At 43.5% G+C, this 24,208-nt stretch carries 23 protein-coding genes, 1 riboswitch and 1 other annotated feature; of the genes, 17 read left to right on the forward strand and 6 right to left on the reverse strand.

Annotated features, from left to right (window positions below; translation table 11 throughout):
• Window positions 1–579: 579 nt before the first annotated feature.
• The 6 genes from QT711_RS17365 (at window position 580) to QT711_RS17390 (ending at window position 7,321) form a co-directional block, all read left to right on the forward strand.
• Window positions 580–1,263: a response regulator transcription factor gene (locus tag QT711_RS17365; protein ID WP_317946349.1), complete on the forward strand. Its 684-nt coding sequence runs from the start codon at window positions 580–582 to the stop codon at window positions 1,261–1,263.
• A 26-nt stretch (window positions 1,264–1,289) separates the two neighbouring features.
• Window positions 1,290–2,288: a sensor histidine kinase gene (locus QT711_RS17370; RefSeq protein ID WP_317946350.1), complete on the forward strand. Its 999-nt coding sequence runs from the start codon at window positions 1,290–1,292 to the stop codon at window positions 2,286–2,288.
• A gap of 101 nt (window positions 2,289–2,389) precedes the next feature.
• Complete coding sequence (locus QT711_RS17375; RefSeq protein ID WP_317946351.1) at window positions 2,390–3,166, forward strand: ABC transporter ATP-binding protein; 777 nt, start codon at window positions 2,390–2,392, stop codon at window positions 3,164–3,166.
• Entirely contained in the window at window positions 3,144–5,087 is a 1,944-nt protein-coding gene (locus tag QT711_RS17380; protein WP_317946353.1) for an ABC transporter permease, read from the forward strand. The genes QT711_RS17375 and QT711_RS17380 overlap by 23 nt, the downstream gene beginning before the upstream one ends.
• Before the next feature lie 162 nt (window positions 5,088–5,249).
• On the forward strand, window positions 5,250–5,492 hold the full coding sequence (locus tag QT711_RS17385; RefSeq protein WP_317946354.1) for a hypothetical protein: 243 nt from the start codon (window positions 5,250–5,252) through the stop codon (window positions 5,490–5,492).
• Between the two features lie 428 nt (window positions 5,493–5,920).
• Entirely contained in the window at window positions 5,921–7,321 is a 1,401-nt protein-coding gene (locus QT711_RS17390) for an alanine/glycine:cation symporter family protein (RefSeq protein WP_317946355.1), read from the forward strand.
• A gap of 56 nt (window positions 7,322–7,377) precedes the next feature.
• Here the strand turns inward: QT711_RS17390 and argS are convergent, their stop codons facing one another.
• Complete coding sequence (gene argS, locus QT711_RS17395; RefSeq protein ID WP_317946356.1) at window positions 7,378–9,042, reverse strand: arginine--tRNA ligase; 1,665 nt, start codon at window positions 9,040–9,042, stop codon at window positions 7,378–7,380.
• Window positions 9,043–9,088: 46 nt separating this feature from the next.
• Window positions 9,089–9,295, reverse strand: a binding site (T-box leader).
• 67 nt (window positions 9,296–9,362) lie between these two features.
• The gene (locus QT711_RS17400) at window positions 9,363–9,914 is read right to left on the reverse strand and encodes a hypothetical protein (protein WP_317946358.1); all 552 of its coding nucleotides are present in this window, start codon (window positions 9,912–9,914) and stop codon (window positions 9,363–9,365) included.
• Between the two features lie 68 nt (window positions 9,915–9,982).
• On the opposite strand from QT711_RS17400, the gene QT711_RS17405 reads away from it, so the two are divergent.
• The 7 genes from QT711_RS17405 to QT711_RS17435 all read left to right on the forward strand — a co-directional run bounded on the left by QT711_RS17405 (window position 9,983) and on the right by QT711_RS17435 (window position 16,829).
• On the forward strand, window positions 9,983–10,162 hold the full coding sequence (locus QT711_RS17405; protein ID WP_317946360.1) for a hypothetical protein: 180 nt from the start codon (window positions 9,983–9,985) through the stop codon (window positions 10,160–10,162).
• 295 nt (window positions 10,163–10,457) lie between these two features.
• On the forward strand, window positions 10,458–11,549 hold the full coding sequence (locus tag QT711_RS17410) for a DUF3221 domain-containing protein (protein WP_317946361.1): 1,092 nt from the start codon (window positions 10,458–10,460) through the stop codon (window positions 11,547–11,549).
• A gap of 47 nt (window positions 11,550–11,596) precedes the next feature.
• The gene (locus tag QT711_RS17415; RefSeq protein ID WP_317946363.1) at window positions 11,597–11,953 is read left to right on the forward strand and encodes a hypothetical protein; all 357 of its coding nucleotides are present in this window, start codon (window positions 11,597–11,599) and stop codon (window positions 11,951–11,953) included.
• Between the two features lie 497 nt (window positions 11,954–12,450).
• Window positions 12,451–12,630, forward strand: a riboswitch (cobalamin riboswitch).
• A 210-nt stretch (window positions 12,631–12,840) separates the two neighbouring features.
• Window positions 12,841–15,054, forward strand: coding sequence for a ribonucleoside-diphosphate reductase subunit alpha (locus QT711_RS17420; RefSeq protein WP_317946415.1), 2,214 nt, complete (start codon window positions 12,841–12,843; stop codon window positions 15,052–15,054).
• Window positions 15,039–15,488, forward strand: coding sequence for a flavodoxin (locus QT711_RS17425; protein ID WP_317946365.1), 450 nt, complete (start codon window positions 15,039–15,041; stop codon window positions 15,486–15,488). Before QT711_RS17420 ends, QT711_RS17425 begins: the two co-directional genes overlap by 16 nt.
• Complete coding sequence (locus tag QT711_RS17430; protein WP_317946367.1) at window positions 15,458–16,495, forward strand: ribonucleotide-diphosphate reductase subunit beta; 1,038 nt, start codon at window positions 15,458–15,460, stop codon at window positions 16,493–16,495. Before QT711_RS17425 ends, QT711_RS17430 begins: the two co-directional genes overlap by 31 nt.
• 172 nt (window positions 16,496–16,667) lie before the next feature.
• Complete coding sequence (locus tag QT711_RS17435; protein WP_317946369.1) at window positions 16,668–16,829, forward strand: hypothetical protein; 162 nt, start codon at window positions 16,668–16,670, stop codon at window positions 16,827–16,829.
• A 137-nt stretch (window positions 16,830–16,966) separates the two neighbouring features.
• Here the strand turns inward: QT711_RS17435 and QT711_RS17440 are convergent, their stop codons facing one another.
• The 4 genes from QT711_RS17440 to QT711_RS17455 form a co-directional block, all read right to left on the reverse strand.
• Window positions 16,967–18,064, reverse strand: coding sequence for a M50 family metallopeptidase (locus tag QT711_RS17440; protein WP_317946371.1), 1,098 nt, complete (start codon window positions 18,062–18,064; stop codon window positions 16,967–16,969).
• Window positions 18,065–18,161: 97 nt separating this feature from the next.
• A complete protein-coding gene (locus QT711_RS17445; protein WP_317946373.1) occupies window positions 18,162–18,869 on the reverse strand; it encodes an ABC transporter permease in 708 nt (235 codons plus the stop codon).
• Window positions 18,866–19,714 carry an ABC transporter ATP-binding protein gene (locus QT711_RS17450; RefSeq protein ID WP_317946375.1) on the reverse strand — a complete coding sequence of 283 codons (849 nt, stop codon included), beginning with the start codon at window positions 19,712–19,714 and terminating at the stop codon, window positions 18,866–18,868. The genes QT711_RS17445 and QT711_RS17450 overlap by 4 nt, the downstream gene beginning before the upstream one ends.
• Window positions 19,715–20,208: 494 nt before the next feature.
• On the reverse strand, window positions 20,209–21,231 hold the full coding sequence (locus tag QT711_RS17455; RefSeq protein WP_317946377.1) for a LytTR family transcriptional regulator DNA-binding domain-containing protein: 1,023 nt from the start codon (window positions 21,229–21,231) through the stop codon (window positions 20,209–20,211).
• Between the two features lie 156 nt (window positions 21,232–21,387).
• Between QT711_RS17455 and QT711_RS17460 the strand changes: the two genes are divergently transcribed.
• From QT711_RS17460 to QT711_RS17475, 4 genes are all read left to right on the forward strand, one after another.
• The gene (locus tag QT711_RS17460) at window positions 21,388–21,657 is read left to right on the forward strand and encodes a hypothetical protein (RefSeq protein WP_317946379.1); all 270 of its coding nucleotides are present in this window, start codon (window positions 21,388–21,390) and stop codon (window positions 21,655–21,657) included.
• Between the two features lie 86 nt (window positions 21,658–21,743).
• On the forward strand, window positions 21,744–22,805 hold the full coding sequence (locus QT711_RS17465) for a sensor histidine kinase (RefSeq protein ID WP_317946381.1): 1,062 nt from the start codon (window positions 21,744–21,746) through the stop codon (window positions 22,803–22,805).
• Window positions 22,802–23,446 (forward strand): response regulator transcription factor, encoded by a 645-nt coding sequence (locus tag QT711_RS17470; RefSeq protein WP_317946383.1) that lies wholly within the window; start codon window positions 22,802–22,804, stop codon window positions 23,444–23,446. Before QT711_RS17465 ends, QT711_RS17470 begins: the two co-directional genes overlap by 4 nt.
• A 390-nt stretch (window positions 23,447–23,836) precedes the next feature.
• Complete coding sequence (locus tag QT711_RS17475; RefSeq protein WP_317946385.1) at window positions 23,837–24,085, forward strand: hypothetical protein; 249 nt, start codon at window positions 23,837–23,839, stop codon at window positions 24,083–24,085.
• Window positions 24,086–24,208: the final 123 nt, after the last annotated feature.

Consider the following 24,208-nt stretch of genomic DNA (forward strand, 5'->3'; position numbering starts at 1 on the left):
GTAAGTGAATAGAGTGAAACTCTGTTCGCTTATGACAAGGCGAACAAGCAAAGCGCGTTAGCTTGAATATACAATTAGCTATGAAACTCAATTCAATGTGTCCAATTTCTTGACAGAGTATCATCCTTATCAATTAAAAGAGTGAGAAAAAGCGCACAGTAATGTGTGCTTTTTCATTGGAAATCATAAAGTCTTGCACAGTTTTCTCATTTTACCTATTCAAGTAGAAGAAAATATGCTGGGAGATGGGGAAACGGTGGTAAAGTCGTTTGAATCGGTGGTAACGTGGACCAAACCGGTGGTAAAGTGCTGAGAAACGGTGGTAATCGCCAACGAAACGGTGGTAACGGGAATATGCCTTCACAATCCCTTATTACTTTGACAGATTACCGCTGAAAAAAACTATATCGGTGGTAAGTGGAAATTACTTAAATATGTAGCTCTATAAAGAGGAGAATCTACTTGAAGTAGCCGGTTAAAGGTTATTTAGGGGTAAAATTTATTTAACACTCCACCTTTCAGAGCGAATTTTCCCTTAAACATCTTTATAATGCAAGTAAGAGAGGGTGTGTGCGAAGGATGGATATGACGATTTTCATTGTGGAGGATGATGAGGCGATTTTTACCTCATTGCAAGAGCGACTAGGCCAATGGTCGTTTCGTGTGGTGGGGCCTGAGAATTTTCATCAGGTGATGGAGGCTTTTATTGAGGCAAAACCGCATCTTGTCATTATGGATATTCAGCTTCCGGCCTATGATGGGTTTCATTGGTGCCGGGAGATTCGGGCGGTTTCAAAAGTGCCAATCATCTTTTTGTCGTCGCGTGATCATCCGATGGATATGGTGATGGCGATGAATATGGGGGCGGATGATTATATCCAGAAACCGTTTCATACGGATGTGTTGCTTGCGAAAATTCAGGCGACGCTTCGTCGGACGTATGCGTATGCGGAGGAGTCGGTTGATGTATTGGAGTGGAATGGTGCTGTTATTGATATGAAGCGGGGCGTCATTCGGAAAGACGGCATCGATTTGGAATTGACGAAGAACGAATTTTTCATATTGACTGTGCTTGTTCAATGTAAAGACGAGATTGTTTCGCGGGATGAATTGATTCGGAGGTTGTGGGACGATGAGCGATTTGTGAACGATAATACGTTAACCGTGAATGTTACACGATTGCGGCAGAAACTCGCAGAAGTCGGACTCGGTGACGCGATTGTCACAAAAAAAGGAATGGGTTATATGGCGGTGACGTTGTGAGGGAATTCTTGACTTATGTAGGTGACATGAAAAGTTGGATTTTGCTGTTTGGCGGTGCGCTTATCTTTACGGATGTGCTCATCTGGATGGATAAAGGGCTGTCGATGGAGTTGAGTTCTCTCCTGTATTTAAATGGTTTGCTCGTTGCGGTTTTTGTCACTTTTCTCATTTGGCGTTATAACAGAGAAACTTCCTATATGAAGGAGCTGATACATATTGTAGCTGAAAATGATGTGCATTGGCAGGAAGCGTTGCCGGAACCAGTGTTTAACCGCGATCAACTAACCAATGAATTTCTTGGACAAATTGCAACAGACCAGCTGAATAATCTATCTGAAATCAAAGCAGCAAACCTCATCGAAAGTGATTACACGGCGGCATGGGTGCATGAAGTCAAAGCGCCGTTAACTGCGATGAAGATGACGATTGATGCGAACCGTGAGTTTCCACCGATGCGAAAAATTGAAGCGGAATGGCTACGGGTGCATTTGCTCATTGACAGGCAATTGTACATGTCACGGATGCCATCGCTTGAAACAGATTATGTGCTCACGCTCACCGAGATTGGTCGATTGGTGACAGCGGAATTACGTGATTTGACGCCATGGTGTCTGGAAAAGAATATTGGGATTGAGTTGGATGAAAAGGAGCTGGCAGTTGTTACGGATAGTAAATGGTGTCGTTTTATCATTCGCCAGTTGCTAACCAACGCCATTAAATACAGTCCAACTGGTGGCGCAATTTCGATTACTACAAATCAAAAACCGAGTGGTCATCGGGTGTTATGCATTACTGATGAAGGACCTGGAATTCCTGCACACGATTTGCCGAGGGTGTTTGATAAGGGATTTACAGGAAATACGGGAAGATTGCATAATGCAGCGACGGGACTTGGCCTTTATTTAGCCCAACAAGTGGCAATGAAAATCGGTATACTTCTCACAATTAAGTCTGAAATTGGCAAAGGAACGACGGTGCAAATGACATTCCCGCTGGAAAATGAATTCGATGCTACACGAAAGTGACAACATTGTAACGTTGACCGACCTGTTTGTCATCTGAATCAAACGACTGTATGCCAAACGATACGTAAGATTAAGGTATAGCAAACAGGGAGGTAAACGGAATGGAACCATATAAAACGGTATTGCATGCACAAAATGTTCGGAAGTCATTCGGGTCACGGGGGAATGTGCAACACGTCTTGAAAGGTATCGACTTACGTGTGATGGAAGGTGAATTTGTTGGCATCATGGGGGCGTCAGGTGCCGGGAAGACGACACTTTTGAACGTCCTTGCGACAATTGACCGCACGACGGAAGGATCGATTCTCATTGGGAATTCGGATATTTCCAAAATGAAAGATCGTGAGCTATCCGCGTTCAGACGAGATCAGCTGGGATTCATCTTCCAAGATTATAATTTGCTCGATACGTTGACTGTGAAAGAGAATATTTTATTGCCCGTATCGCTTGGGAAGATGAAGAAGCGCGTGGCGGAGGATCAGTTCAATACCATTGCGGATTTGTTAGGTATTAAAGAGTTGGCGAATAAATACCCACATGAAATCTCTGGTGGTCAGAAGCAGAGGACGTCTGCAGCACGTGCGCTCATCAATAAGCCATCCATGGTATTTGCGGATGAACCGACAGGCGCGCTGGATTCGAAATCAGCTTCGTCACTGCTTGGAACATTGGAAGATGTGAATAAACAACGTGGCGTCACAATTATGATGGTGACCCATGATCCTGTTGCGTCAAGCTACTGTAGCCGTGTCGTCTTCCTGAAAGACGGAAATATTTATTCCGAATTATACCGGGGTGATAAAACGAGACAAGCGTTCTTCCAGGAAATCCTGAAAGTGCAAGGTGTGCTCGGGGGTGACAGCGTTGACGCTCTTTGATCTTGTCATCCGCAGTATGCGAAAGAATATCAAGCACTACTATTTGTATTTTTTTGCGCTCATTTTTAGTGTTGTGTTGTATTTTGTATTTGCTACGTTACAGCATGATCCGGCGGTTGTCGCACGGTCAGGTGGCAGCATGGGTTCTGCGTTCAAGGTTGCAGGGATTTTGTTGTTATTTATTGCAGGGATTTTCGTCGTTTATGCGAATTCAATTTTTCTAAAAAGAAGAAGCCGAGAAATCGGGCTGTACCAGTTGATCGGGCTAACAAAAGGTGCAGTTGCACGACTGTTAATTTTGGAAAATACGCTGCTTAGTGCAGGGGCGTTGGCAATTGGAATCGGTGCTGGAATCCTCGTGTCACGTGTATTTTTATTGTTGCTCATGAAATTAGTTGGGTTTGATGGATTTATTGAGCTGACGTTTTCGAACACGGCAGTTTTGCAGACGGTTATTGTGTTCATTGCAATCATCATCCTAACTTCCATACAAATGCTTATCGCAGTGCGTCGTACAACATTGCTTGGCCTTTTTAATGCGGAAAAGCAAGGCGAACATCCGAAAAAGCCGAAAGCTTTCCGTTCGGCATTTCTTGCCCTTTTGGGAATGGTCTTAATCGGATTTGGCTATTGGCTGTCGGGGCGTATGATCAATGCTTTTCTGCTTATTAATATGCTTGTTGTGTTAGCGACAACGATTTCAGGCACCTATCTGTTATTTAGAGTGACAATCAGCTGGTTGTTTTATCAAGTACGGAGACGTAAACAAGGGCATTTAGGCTTAAAAGGAAGTCTGTCCATTGCACCGCTCATGCATCGTATGAAAGGAAATGCAAATTCACTCACAATTATTACCGTGTTGTCGGCTATGACGTTAGCCATGTTGGCGGGGGCGTACTCGCTTTATTATTCGACAGAGAAGGAGACTCGTTCTGTTTATCCACATGATTTCATGTTTGGAGGCTATGGAGAGCAGGATGAGGCGGTAGAGAAGCAATTTACGGATGAACTTGATCGGCAAGGGATTTCGTATCAGTATACGCCGATTGAAGCTTTGAATTTGGATGGGAAATTCCTTGAGGAAACTTCGTCGACCAAGTGGTTAGGAGAAAACTTATATGCAAACATTATCAGTGTAAAACAACTCCAGCAAGCCGGTATCGATGTTGACTCCCCTGATGCGCAAACAGCTTATTTCTATGATGCGTCTGTCTATTGGATGATGAAAACGGAGGACGTCCCTTTTACTGTGCAATTGAGGACAGAACAAAATGAGCTGGACGTAACTGTTACAAAGGTGCGAGAAGGAAATGTCATTAATCTACCTTTTGCGGAAACGCAACTCGTCGTCGATGACGCGTTTTATCATGAAATGAAAGACCGGTTTATAAATGAAGAAGAGGAACACCGTATTAGCAACTTTAATGCCATTACGATTTTGGATAGTGATGAGCAAGCTGAAGCTTCTGCAATTTATCATGATCTTATGGATGCTGATGACCGTATCACATTTGATTATTACTCGGCATATGTCTTAACGATGCAAACTTCGGGGTTGCTGATCTTCATTGCGGGTTTTCTAGGTCTCGTTTTCCTCGTTTCAACAGGTAGCATCTTGTATTTCAAACAAATGACAGAAGCCGACCAGGAGAAGAGAAGTTATGCGACGTTGCGCCAGTTAGGCTTCACGGTACAAGACATTATGGGTGGCATTATTCGCAAACAACTATTTGTCTTCGGAGTACCGTTACTGATTGGACTGCTACACTCTATCTTTGCGATTAAGGCAGCATCTTTCATGTTCATGTCCGATATTACTGTGCCCGCGTCGATTGCAATGAGTATTTACGCACTCATTTACATCACGTTCTGCTTTTTGACAGTAGGTTATTACCGTAAAACAGTGAAAGCTGTTTTTTGAGGGCTGGAATGATTTGGGGGCGGTGATAAGGTTTCTTGCGACGATAGGGGAGAGTGGCTGGAATCCATGTAACCTGAAAAACTAGATGGGTGAAAAGAGGATTGTAGGAAATTTCCTGAAAACAAGAGAATCGGTGATAAAGTACCGAGAATCGGTGATAAAGTGCTCCGAATCGGTGATAACGAGGCTCAAATCGGTGATAACGGCAAAAAGCCGATTGAGCCCAACGAGATTTGTAGGAAATTCCCTGAAAGCACGCGAATCGGTGGTAAAGTGTCTAGAATCGGTGGTAACATGGCTCAAATCGGTGGTAATGTGCTGAGAAACGGTGGTAATTACCAGCGAATCGGTGGTAACGGGAATATGCCTTCACCATGCTGTATTACTTCAAGAGGAACCCACTGAAAAGTGCGAATCGGTGGTAAAGTCGCTTGAATCGGTGGTAACGGGAATATGCCTTCACCATGCTGTATTACTTAGAGAGAAACTGACTGGAAAAGTGCGAATCGGTGATAAAGTGCCGAGAATCGGTGATAACTGCTCGAGAACCGGTGATAAAGTGCTCCGAACCGGTGATAACCACCTCCAAATCGGTGATAACGGAGGAATACAGCTACTACCATGCAACCTATCGTAAAAGGAAACTATCTGTTAACTCCAACCCGCGATAACGACAACTCCTCGTTCACGCACAATATATAGAAATCATCTCAAAACGTCGTGTCCGTGTGACTCGGCGTTTTAGGCTTTTATTTGAAAAAAGGTATTTTTTATGTAGATAGGGTAAAGACGAAGGAGATGTGATAAATTATTTTCTTAAGGAGTGATGACGAATGAAAGTGTTGGAATGGCTCGTTGGACCGGCCAATGATTTTTTGTGGACGTACATATTGATCGGGCTTTTATTAGCGGGCGGTTTGTATTTTACGTTCCGAACGAAGTTTGTGCAATTTCGTCTGTTCCGGGAAATGTTCCGGCTTATCGTGGAGAAGAAGGGGAGCGATGATGGCGTATCTGCGTTCCAGGCATTCACGATTAGTGCGGCGTCTCGGGTAGGAACCGGAAACGTGACGGGGGTTGCGTTGGCAATCGGAATTGGTGGTCCTGGCGCTGTCTTTTGGATGTGGGTCATAGCGTTGATTGGTATGGCGACTGCGTTTGTAGAGAGTACGCTTGCGCAAGTGTATAAAGTGAAGGATGGCGACACATTCCGTGGGGGTCCTGCCTATTATATGGAAAAGGCGTTAGGTTTCCGCAAGTTAGGTATTGTTTTCGCTATCTTATTGACGCTTTGTTTTGGATTCATCTTTAACGCTGTGCAGTCGAATACGATTAGTCAGTCGTTTCATGATGTGTTTAATCTTCCTTTTTGGGCTGTTGGATTGGCGCTCGTTCTGTTGACGGCTGTCATTATTTTTGGTGGCGTTAAGCGGATTGTGAAAGTGACACAATCGATTGTTCCAATTATGGCGACGTTTTATATTTTAGTAGCGCTCTTCATTGTCATTATGAATATTAGTGAAATCCCTGCGATGATTGCATTAATTTTTGAGCATGCATTTGGGATTAAGGAAATGGCAGGTGGCGGTGTCGGAGCAGCGTTAATGCAAGGTGTCCGTCGTGGTTTATTTTCCAATGAAGCAGGGATGGGTAGTGTGCCGAACGCAGCGGCAACTGCAAACGTTTCACACCCGGCGAAGCAGGGACTTGTGCAAAGCTTAGGCGTGTTCTTTGATACGATTATCGTTTGTTCTGCGACTGCCTTCATTATTATTCTTGCAGGTCTTTACGATAAAGGTGAAGAAAGTGGCATCATTTTGACACAAGCTTCTATGGAAGTGCATGTCGGATCTTGGGCGCCGTACTTCATTGCGATCGCTATTATGTTTTTTGCATTTAGCTCCATTATTGGAAACTATTATTATGGTGAAACAAATATTGAATTCATCAATGCGCATAAGTCGTGGATGGTAGTGTACCGAGTAGCGGTTCTCGGCATGGTCATGTTTGGTGCATTGGCGAAAGTGGATATTGTATGGAGTATGGCGGATTTATTCATGGGCATAATGGCGATTTTAAACTTAGTTGTCATTCTGTTGCTTGGGAAAGTCGCTTTTAAAGTGTTGGATGATTTTTCAACACAACGCAATCAAGGGAAGGATCCCGTATTTAAAGCAAGTTCAGTGCCTGGGTTAAAAGGCGCGGACTGTTGGGAAGATAAACACGAACTGTGACGCAAATAAAACCGATCGCTCCCTCTACCAAAGACGGGACGATCGGTTTTTCCTTTTTACATTTCTTGAGGTGCTTGCATGCCTAACAGTCGCATTGCTTCCGTCAGCACAATGGTCACACTATGGATGAGTGCAGTACGATAAGGAAGTTGTGTCGTATCTGAAAGCACTTTTACATTTCCGTAGAACGAATTGAATGCTTGTGCAAGATCGACGGCATATTTTGCAATAATGGAGGGATCTAATTCGTCCGTTGCACGCTTGACGACTTGCGGGAATTGCTCAAGCAACTTAATCGTTTCCCATTCGTAGTCATTCACTTCAGTCACTTCGAATGAATCAACCATACCTGCTTTTCGCAAAACGGAGTGCGCGCGGGCATTCGTATATTGAATATACGGTCCGGTTTCACCTTCGACTTGCAACATCGACTCCAAGTTGAATTCGATATCGTGTTTGCGGTGTTGTTTCAAGTCGCTGAATAAAATTGCCCCGACCCCGACAGCTTCTGCCACATCGGATTGATTGGCAAGTGTCGGATTCTTCTCTTCAATCGTCCGTTGCGCCAACTCAATCGCTTCTGTCAGTACTTGTTCTAGCAAAACAATTTTTCCTTTACGCGTGGACATTTTCTTTCCACCTTGTAAAATAAGCCCGAACGGTACATGGTGCATCTCTTCTCCCCATGCATAGCCCATCTTACTGAGCACGTGCTTCACTTGAGTGAAATGCAAACTTTGTTCATTCCCCACGACGTATATGGATTTGACGAAATCATACGTGTTTTTACGGTCGATTGCTGCAGCCAAGTCGCGTGTGGCGTACAACGTAGCCCCGTCTGATTTTTTGATTAAACAAGGCGGCATCGTCTCACCGAGATCGACAACTTGCGCACCGTCAGATTCAACTAATAAACCCTTTTCTTCGAGTTCTTCTACGACAGGTAGCATTTTATCATTGTAGTACGCTTCTCCGTTATACGAATCGAACTCCACACCTAGCAAGTCATAAATGCGTTGGAATTCCTTCAGCGATTCCGTTTTGAACCATTTCCATAAAGCAAGCGCATCGGCATCGCCATCTTCCAATGCTTTAAAAGCAGCACGACCTTCGTCATTCAAAGAAGCGTCCTGCTCCGCTTCTTCATGGAACTGGATGTACAATTTTAATAATGTTTCAATAGGGGCCTGGCGGACGTCTTGCTCATTGCCCCATTTCCGATAAGCCGTTAGCAACTTTCCAAATTGGGTACCCCAGTCACCGATATAGTTGATCTTTACAGGTTTAAACCCGCTTTTCTCCAGCAATAAAGCAATGGAATTCCCTATGACCGTAGACCGTAAATGCCCCATGGAAAAAGGCTTCGCGATATTTGGTGAAGAAAGATCGATTGTTACGACGCCGTCATTGCCTTCCGTCGAAGATCCGAAAGTGGAACCTTGCGTGACAATCGTATGCAAAATATCGTTTGAAACACCATTTCGGTCCAAAAATATATTTACATACCCATTCACGGCTTCTGCTTTGCGAATGGAAGGGTGCTGTATAGAAGCAGCGATTTCTTCTGCAATTATTGCAGGTGATTTTCGAAGGATCTTTGCAAATGGGAAGCAAGGCAAGGCAAAGTCACCTAGATGTGCATAAGCAGGACGCTCCAACGCATGCTCTTCCAACGGGATCGGACTGACAGACTGTAAAATTTCCAAAATCACATTTTTCATTTCCTAAACTCCTTTTTAGGCATAATAAAAAGCCTCCATCTCAAACGATTGAGACGAAAGCTTGTTCCGCGGTACCACTCAAATTGCCTGCAATCCAGGCCCCTTTCTCCTAACGGCGAGACACCGGCTTCTCCTACTGAACTCAGAAAAGCATCTTCGAAGTGCGCTTCACGATCTCCCTTCACCAGGCTCCCACCACCCCCAGCTCGCTACAGAAATAAAAGACCGTTACTCTCTTCATCATCGATATTGTATCTGAATGTACCAAAATGGAAGTGCGATGTCAATAGGCACTGCGAGTAGATGGATTCCAATGAAAATTATTCCTTTACGAAAAAAGAAAATGCGAAGATTGCTTCTCCCTTAATCTCTCCATTCCATCGAAGGATAGCGGAAAAAAAGTATCTCCCCGGTTCCTGAGGAGCTTTGAAAGTGTGACGGCCATTGTTCTCATCCACGGTTTCAACTGTTGTTTCTTCGCCTTTAAAATGTTGGATAATCTCCAGTTCATCTATATCCCAAATTGCATCAGGGGTGTTAAAATCGGAATTTAACTTACTTATTGATATTTCATCCTCTTGATGAACAATCATCGTAGGATAGCCTTTCACTAACTCTTCTGGATCATGAGGTTGGAGGTTATTACATTCCATTCCTTCCTCTTCCCAACAAGATTTATCACGTATTGCATAAGTGACCCCACCCTCTTCCTCTGGATCTTTAATACCGACAAAAATCTCAGGTCTTTCTAACGTTTCACTGAGTGTCTGCTCTGTATCTCCAGGCAATTTTGCTTCGCCTTCGTCATTGGGTGAGCATCCGAAAAGAAGGAGGAATAAGGATACCATTAACAAAAAAACCTTATAGCTCATTTTAAAAATCTCCTTTAATTACCCCCGCCCGTCTAACTCATTAGACATCAAGTGGGAGGGGCTATTGAATGAGAAATAAACTAACTGCAGCAATGGTTGGAGTTTTTTTATTGCTAGGTAGTTGTGGGACTGTGGAAAAGGATGATGCTTTAACGAATGGGACTGTTGAAGAGAATGAATGGCAAACCCTGAAGAAAGTGAGCATCCGGCCCCATGTTGGAATCCTATCCGGGAAAAGGATCAGCTAAATTCGTTGAGGTAATGCCAGATTACAAGCCTGCAGGTGCAAGGCTCTCTGAATCACAAGTAGTCCCGCTCGCAATTAAATAATTTAACAAGCATGCAGAGGTAGGTTTCTTAGTAATCAAGACACTTTCATTTGATGAAAAAAAGAAAAAGTGGATCGTGGAAACTTTCCTAGAAGACGAGAACTTAGTGATTGAAATAGAAGATTGATGTAGCAAGTTGTCAGTAGCATTTGGAGAAGTAGTTAATCAACAATGGAATGTGCCACGGATTAAGTATGTAGGAGGCTATGATGCAATGAGGGTTAAAGTAAGTGCGGTAATTTTGAGTGTAGCGTTATTGCTAGGGGGTTGCGGAACTTCATCCACGGACGAATCGCTAAAGAACGCTGCAGCAGAAGAGCATGAATGGAAGACAGTAAAGACCGTAAGTGGTCACGAAATTATCGCTGAATTGGAACAAACGGTAGAAGTAACAGAACGGGTGAAGTCGATACAGGCCAATGAAGGTCCAACTGTCATCCAAGCTTTGGACGAAATCTACGGTGAAAATGGCTTTCGACATGAAGGCGTCATTTTCTATGGTGATGGTGGAAAGGAACAACCAGGTATTTGGGTTGGCGTGAAAAATCCCGATGAGCGGATGAATGAATTGCTTTCAATCCTACAACCGAAAGTGGATGCCGGGGAAATCATCGCTGAACCCATCTATATTTTCCGTAGTCCGCATACTGAAAAAGAACTGCATGATTTGCAAGACGAAGTGGCGAGAGTAGTAAACGGTATGAGAATAGATAGGGGTTTTTCGGCAGTTGCTGTTGATATCATCACAGGTGAATTTACCATCCGCCATGATCATTTGAAAGCGGAACATCAAGAGGAGCTGCGTAAAATCTTTTCCGATACAACAATCTATTTCGAACAAAACGGTTCAATGGTTGCTGAACCTGGAGAGTCAAGCATCATTTGGCCAAAGCAAGTATCGACTGAGATGCCAGTAGATGATGGGGGATTCATATTTTCGATTGACAAAGGAAAAATATTTGTCGTCGGTGGAAATCAGGGTGAAGTGATTTACGAATTTCCTGAAGCGGACCAGCTGAAAGTTGGTCAACGCGTAAAAGTGGAACCTTCAGGTGGCCTTAAACTGTCTTTACCGGCAAAAGGAGAGGCAAAGTTTGTGGAGGTAATGCCGGATTACAAGCCTGTAGGTGCAATATTATCTGAATCACAAGTTGTTGCGAAAGCAATTGAACAATATGATGGTGGGAAATCTATCAGCGATTATTTGACGATCAAAGGCATTGCTTTTGACCGTGCAGAAAACAAATGGGTAGTAGATACGCTACAAGATGAAGAAAAGGTACTGATGGAGATAAAGGATCACTAAGTAGATAAGTTCCCAAGTTGCAACCGCTCTGTTTCAGGAGCGGTTGTTTGTTTTGGATAAGAACGTCTCCTAATAATTTGGCGAGTGGTGATAAAGAGAGTTTGAGCGGTGATAAACGATCTACAAGCGGTGATAAAGTGACGATGAGCGGTGATAAATCCAATTGGACCGGTGATAACGGGAAAAAGGTTGTTTCTGGGCAGGATGTTGAAGTTGGATTTCAACTGAAAACAGGCGAATCGGTGATAAAGTGGTTGGAATCGGTGATAACAGCTCGAGAATCGGTGATAACGCCGTTAGAATCGGTGATAACACGCTCCGAATCGGTGATAAACTCGTTCGAACCGGTGATAACGGGAAAAAGGTTGTTTCTGGGCAGGATGTTGAAGTTGGATTTCAACTGAAAACAGGCGAATCGGTGGTAAAGTGCTTAGAATCGGTGGTAACTACTGGAGTATCGGTGGTAAAGTGCTTAGAACCGGTGGTAAACCCGTCCGAATCGGTGGTAACTGCTCATGAACTGGTGATAACGGGAAAACTCCCTATTATTAAGCACAATCTCCTTTAATCCCACCTCCGCTCGACAATTTCCGAGCCGACCATTTACCCATAATAAAACTCCCAAATCTCCACCAAAAAAATAGGCCAAATCCACCTTATTATTTTCATACATGTTCTTTGCTTCAAAAGTAACTTCTACAAAATTCAACAAAAAATATACGTTCCCCTTATGAATCGATTCGTTACGACTATTCCTCATTTACAATTTCTGTTTCCATTAATCATCTTCCCTAAAATCCTACTGCCCTTTTGAAAGTTTGAAATTCAATTATAACTTTTTAGCTATTTACGATTAGAACACAACATGTTAGGGTAGTTAAAGAGAAAAGAACACTATATATAGTATTTGCGATGAAATGGTACCAAGTTCGGTTTAATAGGGAATCCGCTAGTCGGAGCTGTCCCCGCAACTGTGAACGTAGACGACCGCCTCATGACCACTGTGACAAGCACGTTGCGGGAAGGGGAGACGGAAGGATGAAACGTCAGCCAGTAGACCTGCCATTCATCGTCGAGCGACACTTTCTTCGGGGGTTGAGAAGTGGAAGTGAATCCGTGTAATGCTTATATGTAAGCATTGTTCCGATTTGTTTCTACAACTTACAACAAAGCGATGACTCCTAGGGAAGGTTGACTCATGGCTTTTTTTATTTTTAATTAACACTTAAATTCTTTAATTCCCGGCAACGCCGGTAACTAGTATAGAAGGAGCGGGATTATTTTGACAATCATGCGTGAACAGACAAGCGGAGCTGATCTGCTGGACAAGCTGCAAGCCGAATTCGGAACGGAGAAATTACAACCATTACTGCTAGCGAGCGATCGTTGGAACGAGCGTCATCCGGAAGCGAGCCGTTCGGAATGGGCGAAAGCGATGATTCTGGAGTGCTTGAGCAATATTGATGAGGCGTCTTCTTATTGGACATTCGTCGCGGCACGCATTTATTTAGATGATGTGTATGCACGCCAAACACAAGCGCGTGGTGTCGAAGTGTATACAGATTTCGCGAAAAATGTCGAAAAACTGGTGCAACAAGGTTTGTACACACCTGTACTGACAGAAAAATATTCACATGATGAGTTGAATGAGCTCGGTCGTTTCCTTGAACCGGAGCGGGACAAGCTATTTACATATATCGGGCTAAAGACACTGATGGATCGCTATGCGGCAGTGAATTTTGATAAACAACCGGTCGAGTTGCCACAAGAACGTTGGATGATCATTGCCATGACGCTAATGCAAAACGAAACGGACAATCGTCTAGGGAAAATTGCTGAAGCATACTGGGCGATGAGCAATTTGTACATGACCGTTGCAACACCTACTTTGTCGAATGCAGGGAAGCCACATGGTCAGCTATCAAGCTGTTTCATCGACACGGTTGATGATTCCTTACAAGGTATTTATGACAGCAATACGGACATTGCCAATTTGTCGAAATATGGCGGTGGAATTGGTGTATATATGGGGAAAGTCCGTTCACGTGGGTCCTCTATCCGTGGGTTCAAAGGAGCATCCAGTGGTGTGCTTCCATGGATTAAACAACTGAACAATACTGCAGTTAGTGTCGATCAGCTTGGCCAACGCCAAGGTGCGATCGCAGTGTATCTTGACGTGTGGCATAAAGACATTTTCACGTTCCTTGACCTGAAACTGAACAACGGGGATGACCGTCTGCGTGCGCATGATATTTTTACAGGCGTCTGTATGCCGGATATTTTCATGGAGCAAGTGGAAGCGCGTGGCGAGTGGCATTTGTTTGATCCGCACGAAGTTCGTACAGTGATGGGGTATTCGCTCGAAGATTTCTATGACGAGTCAAAAGGGCAAGGCAGTTTCCGCGAGAAATATGAGGAATGTGTCAACCATCCTTCATTAACAAAAGAGACAGTTCCTGCGATTGAAATTATGAAGCGCATCATGCGTAGCCAACTGGAAACAGGGACGCCATTCATGTTTTATCGTGATGAAGTAAACCGGGCGAATCCAAACAAACACGAAGGTATGGTGTACTCGAGTAACCTTTGTTCAGAAATCATGCAAAATATGAGTGCGACGCAATTTGAGTCCGTAACGCTCGAAGATGATATTGTCGTCACACGTTCAAAACCAGGCGATTTCGTAGTTTGTAACTTGTCTTCAGTTAACCTTGGTCGTGCTGTACCGGCTGACGTTTTGAAAAGATTGATCACGATTCAAGTGCGCATGCTTGATAATGTCATTGATATGAATAAAATCCCGGTTGTCCAAGCGCAACGGACGAATTCCCGTTACCGTGGAATCGGACTTGGAACATTCGGTTGGCACCATTTGTTAGCATTGAAAAATATTCAATGGGAATCTGATGAAGCAGTGGCGTACGCGGATGAACTCTATGAAAAAATTGCCTTCTTGACGATTAAAGCTTCAATGGAATTGGCGAGTGAAAAAGGGGCTTATCCATTGTTTGAGGGCTCTGATTGGCACACTGGTTCTTATTTCGAGAGACGCGATTACCAATCGGAAGAATGGCAGGAGCTACGTGCGAATGTCGCAGCAAACGGGATTCGAAACGGCTATCTGATGGCGGTTGCGCCGAATAGCTCAACTTCGGTCATCGCAGGTTCAACAGCTTCCATCGATCCGATTTTCAAGCCGTTTTATCACGAGGAGAAAAAGGATTACAAGTTACCGGTCATTGCACCTGATTTGGACCACAACACGTACGATGTGTACCGCCGCTCCGCGTATATTGTGGACCAACGTTGGTCGATTAAGCAAAATGCGGCTCGACAACGTCATGTCGACCAATCCATTTCGTTTAACGTGTACGTGCCGAACAACATCCGTGCGTCCGTCTTGCTCGATTTGCATATGCAAGCTTGGAAGTCCGGCATGAAAACGACCTATTATACACGTTCGACGGCTTCCGACATTGAGGAGTGCGAATGGTGTCATTCCTAATTGCGTATGCTTCGTGGAGCGGCAATACGCAAGAAGTGGCGGAACTAGTAGAGGAAACGCTGCTGCGTGAAGGTATGGATGTGACTGTGCATCGGATTGGTTTAGGGCCTGTACCAGATCCCCGCCAATTCGATGCGATGATCGTCGGTTCATTCACATGGGATAAAGGGGCGACGCCGGACGAAGTGAAAGATTTTGTCTTGGACGTCGGATATAAGCCGGACAATGTATACGTATTTGGAACGGGTGATACGCAGTTTGGCGGAGACGAGCTGTTTTGCAATGCTGCAGTGAAGCTCGCGAAGTTTTACGCGTCACGCATGGCTCCCTTGAAAATTGAACAAAGTCCACGTGGCGCGCAAGAACAGACCGTCATTGACTGGGCGAAAGGAGTTTTACAACAATGGAAACACTCACACGCGTTAAAGTGCTGAATCCAGCAAATCCAAATAAATCAACAGCGATTTTTGGTGGAAAAGCGAGCGGCATCCTGAATTGGAATGACCTTGCACATCCACATTTCTATACATTACGACAAAAAATCCGTTCACTATTTTGGACGGCGAATGAAGTCGATATGACACAAGATGTTAAGCAGTTCGGCAACTTATCGAAAGCTGAGCAGGAAGCATTTTTGAAAATTATCGGTTTGCTGGCGACACTTGACGGTCCGCAAACGGTCATTGCGATGAAAATTGCTGACTTTGCAACCGATCCTTCGGTGAAATCAATACTGGCGACAATTGCCGACCAGGAAAGTGAGCATAACCATAGCTATGCTTACGTGTTATCATCCGTCACGACATTGGACAAGCAGATGGCTTCATTTGAAATGGGCCGCAGTGATGAAGTGCTCATGAAGCGGAACGAACGGATTGTTGATATCTACAACGAATTTGCAGAGAATCCGACAATTGAAACCGTGTTGAAGGCGATGGTGTATACGACGCTATTGGAAGGCCTATTCTTCTATAGTGGCTTTGCGTTTTTCTACAATCTTGCACGACACCAGAAGATGGTCGGAACGTCTACAATGATTTCGTATATTAATCGCGACGAGTTACAGCACGGAAAAGCAATTAGTGACATTTTCCGCGCAACCCTTGCCGAAAATCCTGCCTACAATACAGAAGAATTTACGGAATGGATTTACGACCAATTCCGTCACTCCGTTGAACAGGAAATCATCTGGAGCAACTATGTACTTGGCGGAATCGAAGGGATCGACTTGGACGAAATGGCTGGCTACGTCAAATACCGTGCAAACAAAATGTTGCGTATGCTTGGTCTAAGCGAAATCTATCCAGCTTATACGGACAATCCAATGAAGTGGATTCGCGCGTATGTTGATAGTTTTGACGATACAAAAACCGATTTCTTTGAGCAAACATCGAGACAGTATGTGAAGACAAGCGATTTGAACGGGTTTGATGATTTGTAAGATCGAGTATAGTGACTAGTAGGGAAGGACACCTTTTCGATGTGGGAAGGTGTCCTTCTTTTTTGTGTGCAAATTGAGGCTAGTTAATGATGACTTCAAAGTACGAATCTCATTTAACAGGAAATGGATCTATATGATAAACTATCAATACCAACAATTAGGAGGAAGAGAGATGGAAATTTACTTTTTAGGGGCAATTGCACTCATGGCAGTGTTTTTTGTCATTACGTATGCTGTTCGAATAGGCATTGATACGTCTAAGCAAATGCAAGCCATTAGAAGGGAAATGATTGCACTGAGGAATCAGGTAAAACGACTAGAAGAAGACAAATGAGCTCGTATCGTTCGTCGTATGAAGAAGACGACATGTAATGTCGATAAATGTCGAAGTATAAGGAAGGAGAACAGCAAACCGCGTGAAATGGATATAAGAGGCTATTTTTCACGCGATTTGATGATTGAAGGAAATGATTAATTGAAATAGGTAGCTTCGTTTGGACGATTTTCCAACATCTTGATTAGATTTAACAGTAACCGTTTTTCCATCTCTCCACGTAAATACAGTGGATGCCATTTTCCGAGTGCGTTATGCGCCTCGTGCAGTTTTTGGATTGCCCCGTCAGCATCACCTTGTCGATACAACTGTAGCGCCTGTCGTTTGAAGTCGATCACTTTGTCGACTTTACTGATTGATTGGAGAAGTGCTTCGACTCCTGGATGACTTGTCAGCTTTCCTTCGAACAACAAAGCTGTCGCAAAAGTAATTGCAGCCATATCAGCATAATAGTCAGGTTTGTTGGCGGCTAGATTGTCAATAACCGATTGTGCAAGGGCGGTTACGCGGCTTGCTTCATTCGGAAAATAGTAATACCCGATCGTTTGCAAGTAGATTTTACTCATAGGGTCGTCGGATTGAACGAGTAATTCTAGTTTCTGAATGAATGCTGGTGACCACTCCTTCACGTCTTCCACTTGCAAACTTTTCGTCGCCATGGCATACCCCGTAAGCATGACGGTATCTTGCTTTGTTTTCAGCTTTTGTAAGACCAACCCATCCGTCATGACGCTGCTTGCCATAGCAGGCTTTAAGTTCATTGTGCCTAACAGAATGTTTAGTAGACCAAAGATAAGAAAGAATGGCTCGTGCCACGTGAAGAAAGCAAGCGCGAGTGAAAGGGCACCTAGCACAATGTTTGTGATAGGTCCCCCATAGACATAACGAATGAGTTTTTTACGCATAATGTGCTTATCCAACTGTTCAGGAAATACCATCATGGCTCTGCCTAAGTACCCAAGAACCGAGGGGACGAAATGGAAATACAACTTTCCTTTATGCCGTTCAACGACGAATGGGCCAACACTTAGATTGAGTAACTGCATCCCTTGGCCACGCCCTGCGATGAAGTGTCCCAATTCGTGCAATAAAATGCCAAGAAAGATGCTGGCAAAAAGACTTACGATGATGACTGCTGCTGATCGGATGGACCACGGTTCTGGGTAGATGATGTAGTAAAGGACTGCCAAAAATCCAATCAATCCACCAACCAAAAAGGCCGACAAATTTTTCAAAATAAACACCTCAGATTAGTTGAAAACTGTTTTGTAAATGAACACGAGAAGAACAGCGATGCAAAAGCTTATGAATAGCTTTATAACTTGTTTCATCTTAATCTATCATCCTTTTTCTGTAAATGATATTGGTTGCAATGAAAGACACAACGACCCATGCAGCGATGATTCCTAATTCAACAAGTACATCACCGAAACTACCGCCAGCTTCCACTTTTGTCGCTAATTCAATGAGTTGGATGTTCGGCAAGTACAAAGCGACTTTTAATATAGGATAACTATCCGCTAATTGTGTAATAAACGATCCAAGCGAAAAGATGAGAATGACAGGCATGACAATTAAAGAAGCTTCCATTACCGATTTTGAATAGAGACCTAGAATGGTTCCGATCGCGATGTAAAATAAAGAAGATAACACGACAGCAACAACGATGACTGCTGTATCAGCCGGTTGGTATCCGGATAAATACGAAGTTAGCACAATGACGCCCAACGTCAGAATGAAACTAAGCAAACTTTTTCCACCAATAATCTCCATTGTACTAGCTGGCGATAGCATCAGTCCGCGCAATGTGTTCTTTTCTTTTTCTTCAGCGATTAAACAACATTGGACGAAAGTTGCTACCATTGCCATTGCTAAGTTGATTAATAAATAATGAGAGGTGAGATCTTCGACACCTGCACGTCCATACATAAAGCCTAAGCCAATCGGAACGAATAACACGGAAGAAACCGCCCAGTTTCGTGAAAAATCCTTGAAATCCTTTTGAAAGATTGCGTTAACACGTTTTAATGAAATGTTCATGCCAATTTCCTCCCTGTCACTTCTACAAAAATTTGACCAAGCGTCGGTTCGTTTGAGTGTATGGTTACAACTTGGTTGTTCTTCATATAGTCGAAGAGTTGCTGTGCACCTTCAGCTCCTGCAGGTAAGATTACTTTCTCCTCATTTACTAATTCGACAGTGAGTGTCGAATCAGAGTACATTTTTCTAAGTTTATCTGGTTGATCCAACAGCTGAATCTTGCCCTTATTTAAAAAGGCAACACGGTCACACAATGTCTCTGCCTCTTGCATGTCGTGCGTTGTGAGAAAAATGGTGGTTCCCTTCGCATTAAGCGCTCGCAAACCTTCGTGGATATGCAAGGAGTTTGTCGGATCAAGTGCAGATGTTGGCTCGTCAAGAAAGAGGAGTTCCGGCTCGTGTATGAGTGCCCGTGCTAACGTCACACGCTGTGCCATCCCTTTCGATAAGGTAGAAACCTTTTTCTGTTTTGCCTCTCTTAGATTCACAGTATCGAGTACTTCATCAATCTTTGAATGGGGCAGGTCATATAAATCACAATAGAGCTTTAGGTTATCATGGATTGACAATCTTCCATACAAGCCACTGTTATCTGTCAGTACACCAAAGCGTTTCTTGTATTGTGGTTTCTTCATCTGAGCAACAGGATCGCCAAAAACGGTTGCAGCTCCATTTGTAGGAGTAAGTTGCCCGGTCAATATTTTAATCGTCGTTGTTTTTCCTGATCCGCTCGACCCAAGGAAGCCAAATATTTCTCCTCTCTTCACATGAAAGTCGACACTTTCAATAGCTGTTTGATTACCAAATACTTTCGCTAAACCGCTTACTTCAATTATGTTGTCCATTTTCATCCTCCTAAGTGAATCGCTTACGCAATTCATTTCGTACTCTTAGCATAAGCAAAGACAAGAGGAAGTGCATTTGAATTCAGGTGAAAAGAGCACACGTGAAGTTGAATGGAGCATAAAAAGAGTTGAATGAACGGATAATAGAATAGGATTTTTATATGTCTAGCCACATTTAGAGTGAAAAACTCTATTTCCACAGTTGAGTTGTGACTGTAAATGGTTGTTTCATATCACATAGCTTATCCTTTGCTTGAAAAGCTGGGAACGATGATAGGTTACGTCATGTGATGAATGGGTACCGTATTTGTAGGATTGGATTACGGTACTTAACCAAATAAGCAATAAAGCATTTACTTTGGCAACTAGTAAAGCACTAAACAGAACCCTTGAAAGTGGTCTCTTCAATGCTCTGTTTAGCGATGAAAAATTTGGGTTTAATGCGTGGGAATTGTCGTATTATTTCCGAGGAAATAATACAATTTCCAACAGGTTTAGAGTCCAAGCATCTCTTTTAGCTCAATCATCTTGGTTTTTGATAGAGGAATTGTCGATTTGTCTTTATCATCTAGCACAAGACTATAGCTATTTCTAGTCCACGTAATGACTTCACGTACTTTTTGTAAGTTTACGATATAGGATCGATGGCATCGAAAGAAACCAAATGGCAACAATCTTGTCTCCAAATCGTTTAATGTCGACACGGAAGGAAACGATTCTCCCTTAATATGTAAGAAGGATTGTCCATCATTACTTTCAATATAATCAATTTCCGGTGGATCAAATAGAACGATTTTGTCATTCACCTTCGTCGGAATTTTTTCGAGACGAACTGGAATGATTGATTCCTGTATTGTTTCTTCACGATCCAAGGATACCTCATCATTTATAGCAAGTTTCGTAGGAATGGCATGAAGCCCATTTTCGTCTAATCGGAAAATTTCATCCGCCATCGTCACGGCGCTCTCCATATTTCCTGTAATGATGAAAGTTGTTAAGTTTTGTTGTTTGAGCCGTTCAATCGTTGATAATAAGATCCGTTTTGATTCCAAATCAAGATTTTGGTCAGGCTCTTCCAGCACATAAATAGATGGATCTTGGATGAGAAGACAGGCGAGTTGGACACGCTTTCTCTCTGAATGGGATAAGTGCTTAATTTTTATGTTCCGCTTCGTTTCCAAATGCGTCAATTCAATTACATCGTCAATACATATTGAAGTCTCATATATACGCTTAGTAAATCGTATCATTTCTTCTATTGATAATCGTTCATAAAGTCCGGCATGTAAAAAGAAGTAACCAATTCGTCGTTTATGGTTGGAGATTGTCTGCTCATCGACACGGATTTCCCCTGTAGATAATCTTGTTTTATCAAGTAAAAGGTTCATCAGTTGCTCACGCACATTTACACTTGAATAAATCGCCACCGTTTTCCCAGGTACGACTGATAAATCAAATGCAGGGAAAATGATTGCATCATGAATTCTTTTTTCCGCGTTAATAAATTGGAGTGACACGGAACATTCCTCATTTCTACAAAAATCTCTATTTTCTATTCAGTATAACAGTTTTTGTATTGTTACGAAATTTCTTAGGGGAATAAGAGGATATTTGATAGGGAAGGAGAGAGTGACGTTTCAAAACAGAGGTTAACTCGTGGAGACGGTGGTAAAGTGCTTGGAAACGGTGATAACGGCTTGAGAATCGGTGGTAAAGTGCTTGGAAACGGTGGTAACGGCTCGAGAATCGGTGGTAAAGTGCTTAGAAACGGTGGTAACGGCTCGAGAATCGGTGGTAAAGTGTTTGGAAACGGTGATAACGGCTTGAGTATCGGTGGTAAACTCGTTCAAAACGGTGATAACGGAGAATCTCGAACTTCTCACGTTGTTACAGCAACGACTACATCGTTAGTAGTTACGATTCCAACTCAAGCCATTGAATAATATTTATAGGCGGTATATTCTGTATAGAAGGACGATTTTTCGGGTGCGTTAAGAATGAGTGCCAAAATCAAAGGGGTTTTTGAATGATGGATGCGTCGAATGAGCAGTTGGCCAATTTGCTTTTGCAGCTGTATGGGAAGTCGGATGAGGCGATTTTCTTTTTTGATCGGCAGGGGAAGGTGTTGTCGATGAATGCGGCAGCAGAAAAGATTTTGGAGAAAGATGTATATGAGCAAATGGTGGCGGGGAGCACGAAGGCGATTTGTCGGACGTGTAAAGGGTATATGAGTGCGGATGAAGTGCAGACTTGCCATGCGTGTTATATGTCCGAACCACATCAGGATATTGGCTCGTTCCAAGTGTATTTTGAGACAAAGGGAAGGGGTGTCATCCCTTATTCGGCGAGTATTCAGACGATCGATGAAGCGACTGGAGTACGGGTGTTCATGTTGCGTGATTTGACGGATCAGTATCGAACACAAGACGAATTAAACCGAAAAATGATGATGAAGCGGGTCATTAAAGCGCAGGAAGATGAGCGGAAACGGTTGTCGCGTGAGCTACATGACGGCGTAGCGCAGGAGATGCTCAGTTCGTTAGTCGACTTGCGTGTGTTGAAATATATGACAATCGAAGAAGATGTGTTGCAGAAAGTGAAACAGACGGAAGGGTCGCTAATGCGTTTGTTGGACGATATCCGTCATTTGTCTGTCGAGTTAAGGCCGGCAACTTTGGATGATTTAGGATTAGAGGCCGCGTTCCGAACGCATTTCAAGTGGATTGAGAAGAATTATGGACTTCACGTGAATTTTCAAGCGACTTTAGAGACGAAGCGTTATGAAAATGAAATTGAAACGGTTGTTTACCGCGTTTGCCAGGAGGCTGTCTTTAATGCATTGAAGTATGCGGAAGTGGATGAAGTTGTCGTTCGTTTGCATGAGGAAGCAGGTTACCTTCATTTATTCGTCGCGGATGAAGGGAAGGGGTTCCGGATGCAAGAGATGTCTCCGAAAGGTACGGGCCTTGGCATTTATAGCATGCAAGAAAGGGCGGATCTTGTGAATGGGGAATTCAAGATCCGGTCAGAAGTAGGGAAAGGTACTGTCGTCTTGCTGAAAGTGCCTTTAAAAGGGGGAGATGAAACATGAAAATCGTCATTGCAGATGATCATGCGGTCGTGCGCAGTGGCTTCATGCATATCCTTAATTTCCAAAAAGATATGGAAGTTGTAGCGACAGCGGCGGATGGCTTGGAAGCGTATGATGTAGTGGCAAAACACCAGCCGGACATCTTGTTGATGGATTTGAGCATGCCGCCCGGGGAAAGTGGGTTAATTGCCACGGGGAAAATAAAAGAAAATTTTCCTGAAACAAAAATCGTCATATTGACGATGTATGACGATGAAGAATACTTGCATCACGTCATGAAGAACGGGGCGTCGGGCTACGTGTTGAAGAATGCGCCTGACGAAGAGTTGCTTCATGCAATTCGTACGGTATATCAAGGTGGACAATACATCCAGCAATCAATGGCTAATTCGTTCGTTACACGACTTGACAATCGAGAGCAGGATGGAGAAACGGATCCGTATAAGATTTTGTCGAAACGGGAAATTGAAATTTTGCCGCTCGTCGCCAAAGGCTATGGCAATAAAGAAATCGCTGAAATGTTGTATGTATCCGTGAAAACAGTGGAAGCGCATAAGGCGAAATTGATGGAAAAGCTTCAGTTGAAAAGTCGGCCAGAGCTAGTTGAATATGCCTTGCGCAAGAAGTTTTTGACTTTTTGAATGGTGAAGGGATTTTACATAGTGTTGGCTGATTAGTTATGCGGCGATTTTGAAAAGTATGCGGCGTTTCGGTGGAATATGCGCCGTTTTAGTCAAGTATGCCGCGATTGGCGAGTTAATGCGGAGTTCCATTGATTTATGCCGCGATTAGCTGGATATGTGCTGATAGTAGTAGCGCGGGAATTTATTGTAGCTGGACTTTCCTCTCGCGCTAAATGCCTTTGACAAGCTAAGGGTTTACTTATAGAGGGCGGCCTGGATATGCGGCGTTTAGCTAGATTATGCGGCGATTTTGAGAAGTATGCGGCGTTTTGGTGGAATATGCGCCGTTTTAGTCAAGTATGCCTCGATTGGCGAGTTAATGCGGAGTTCCATTGATTTATACCGCGATTGGCTAGATATGTGCTGCTGATCTTAGTAGCGCGGGGAATTATTGTTGGTGGAGTTTCCTCTGTCGCGCTAAATGCCTTCGACAAACTAAGGGTTTTACTTATAGAGGGCGGCCTGGATTATGCGGCGATTTTGAGAATTATGCCGCGTTTCGTTGGAATATGCGCCGTTTTAGTCAAGTATGCCTCGATTGGCGAGTTAATGCGGAGTTCCATTGATTTATGCCGCGATTGGCTGGATATGTGCTGATCTTAGTAGCGCGGGGAATTTATTGTAGCTGGAGTTTCCTCTCGCGCTAAATGCCTTTGACAAACTAAGGGTTTATTCGGGGAATGATTCAATTAACAAAGCTGTGCGATTGCTGGATAATAG

The organism is Sporosarcina saromensis (assembly GCF_033253735.1).
Lineage (GTDB): Bacteria > Bacillota > Bacilli > Bacillales_A > Planococcaceae > Sporosarcina > Sporosarcina saromensis.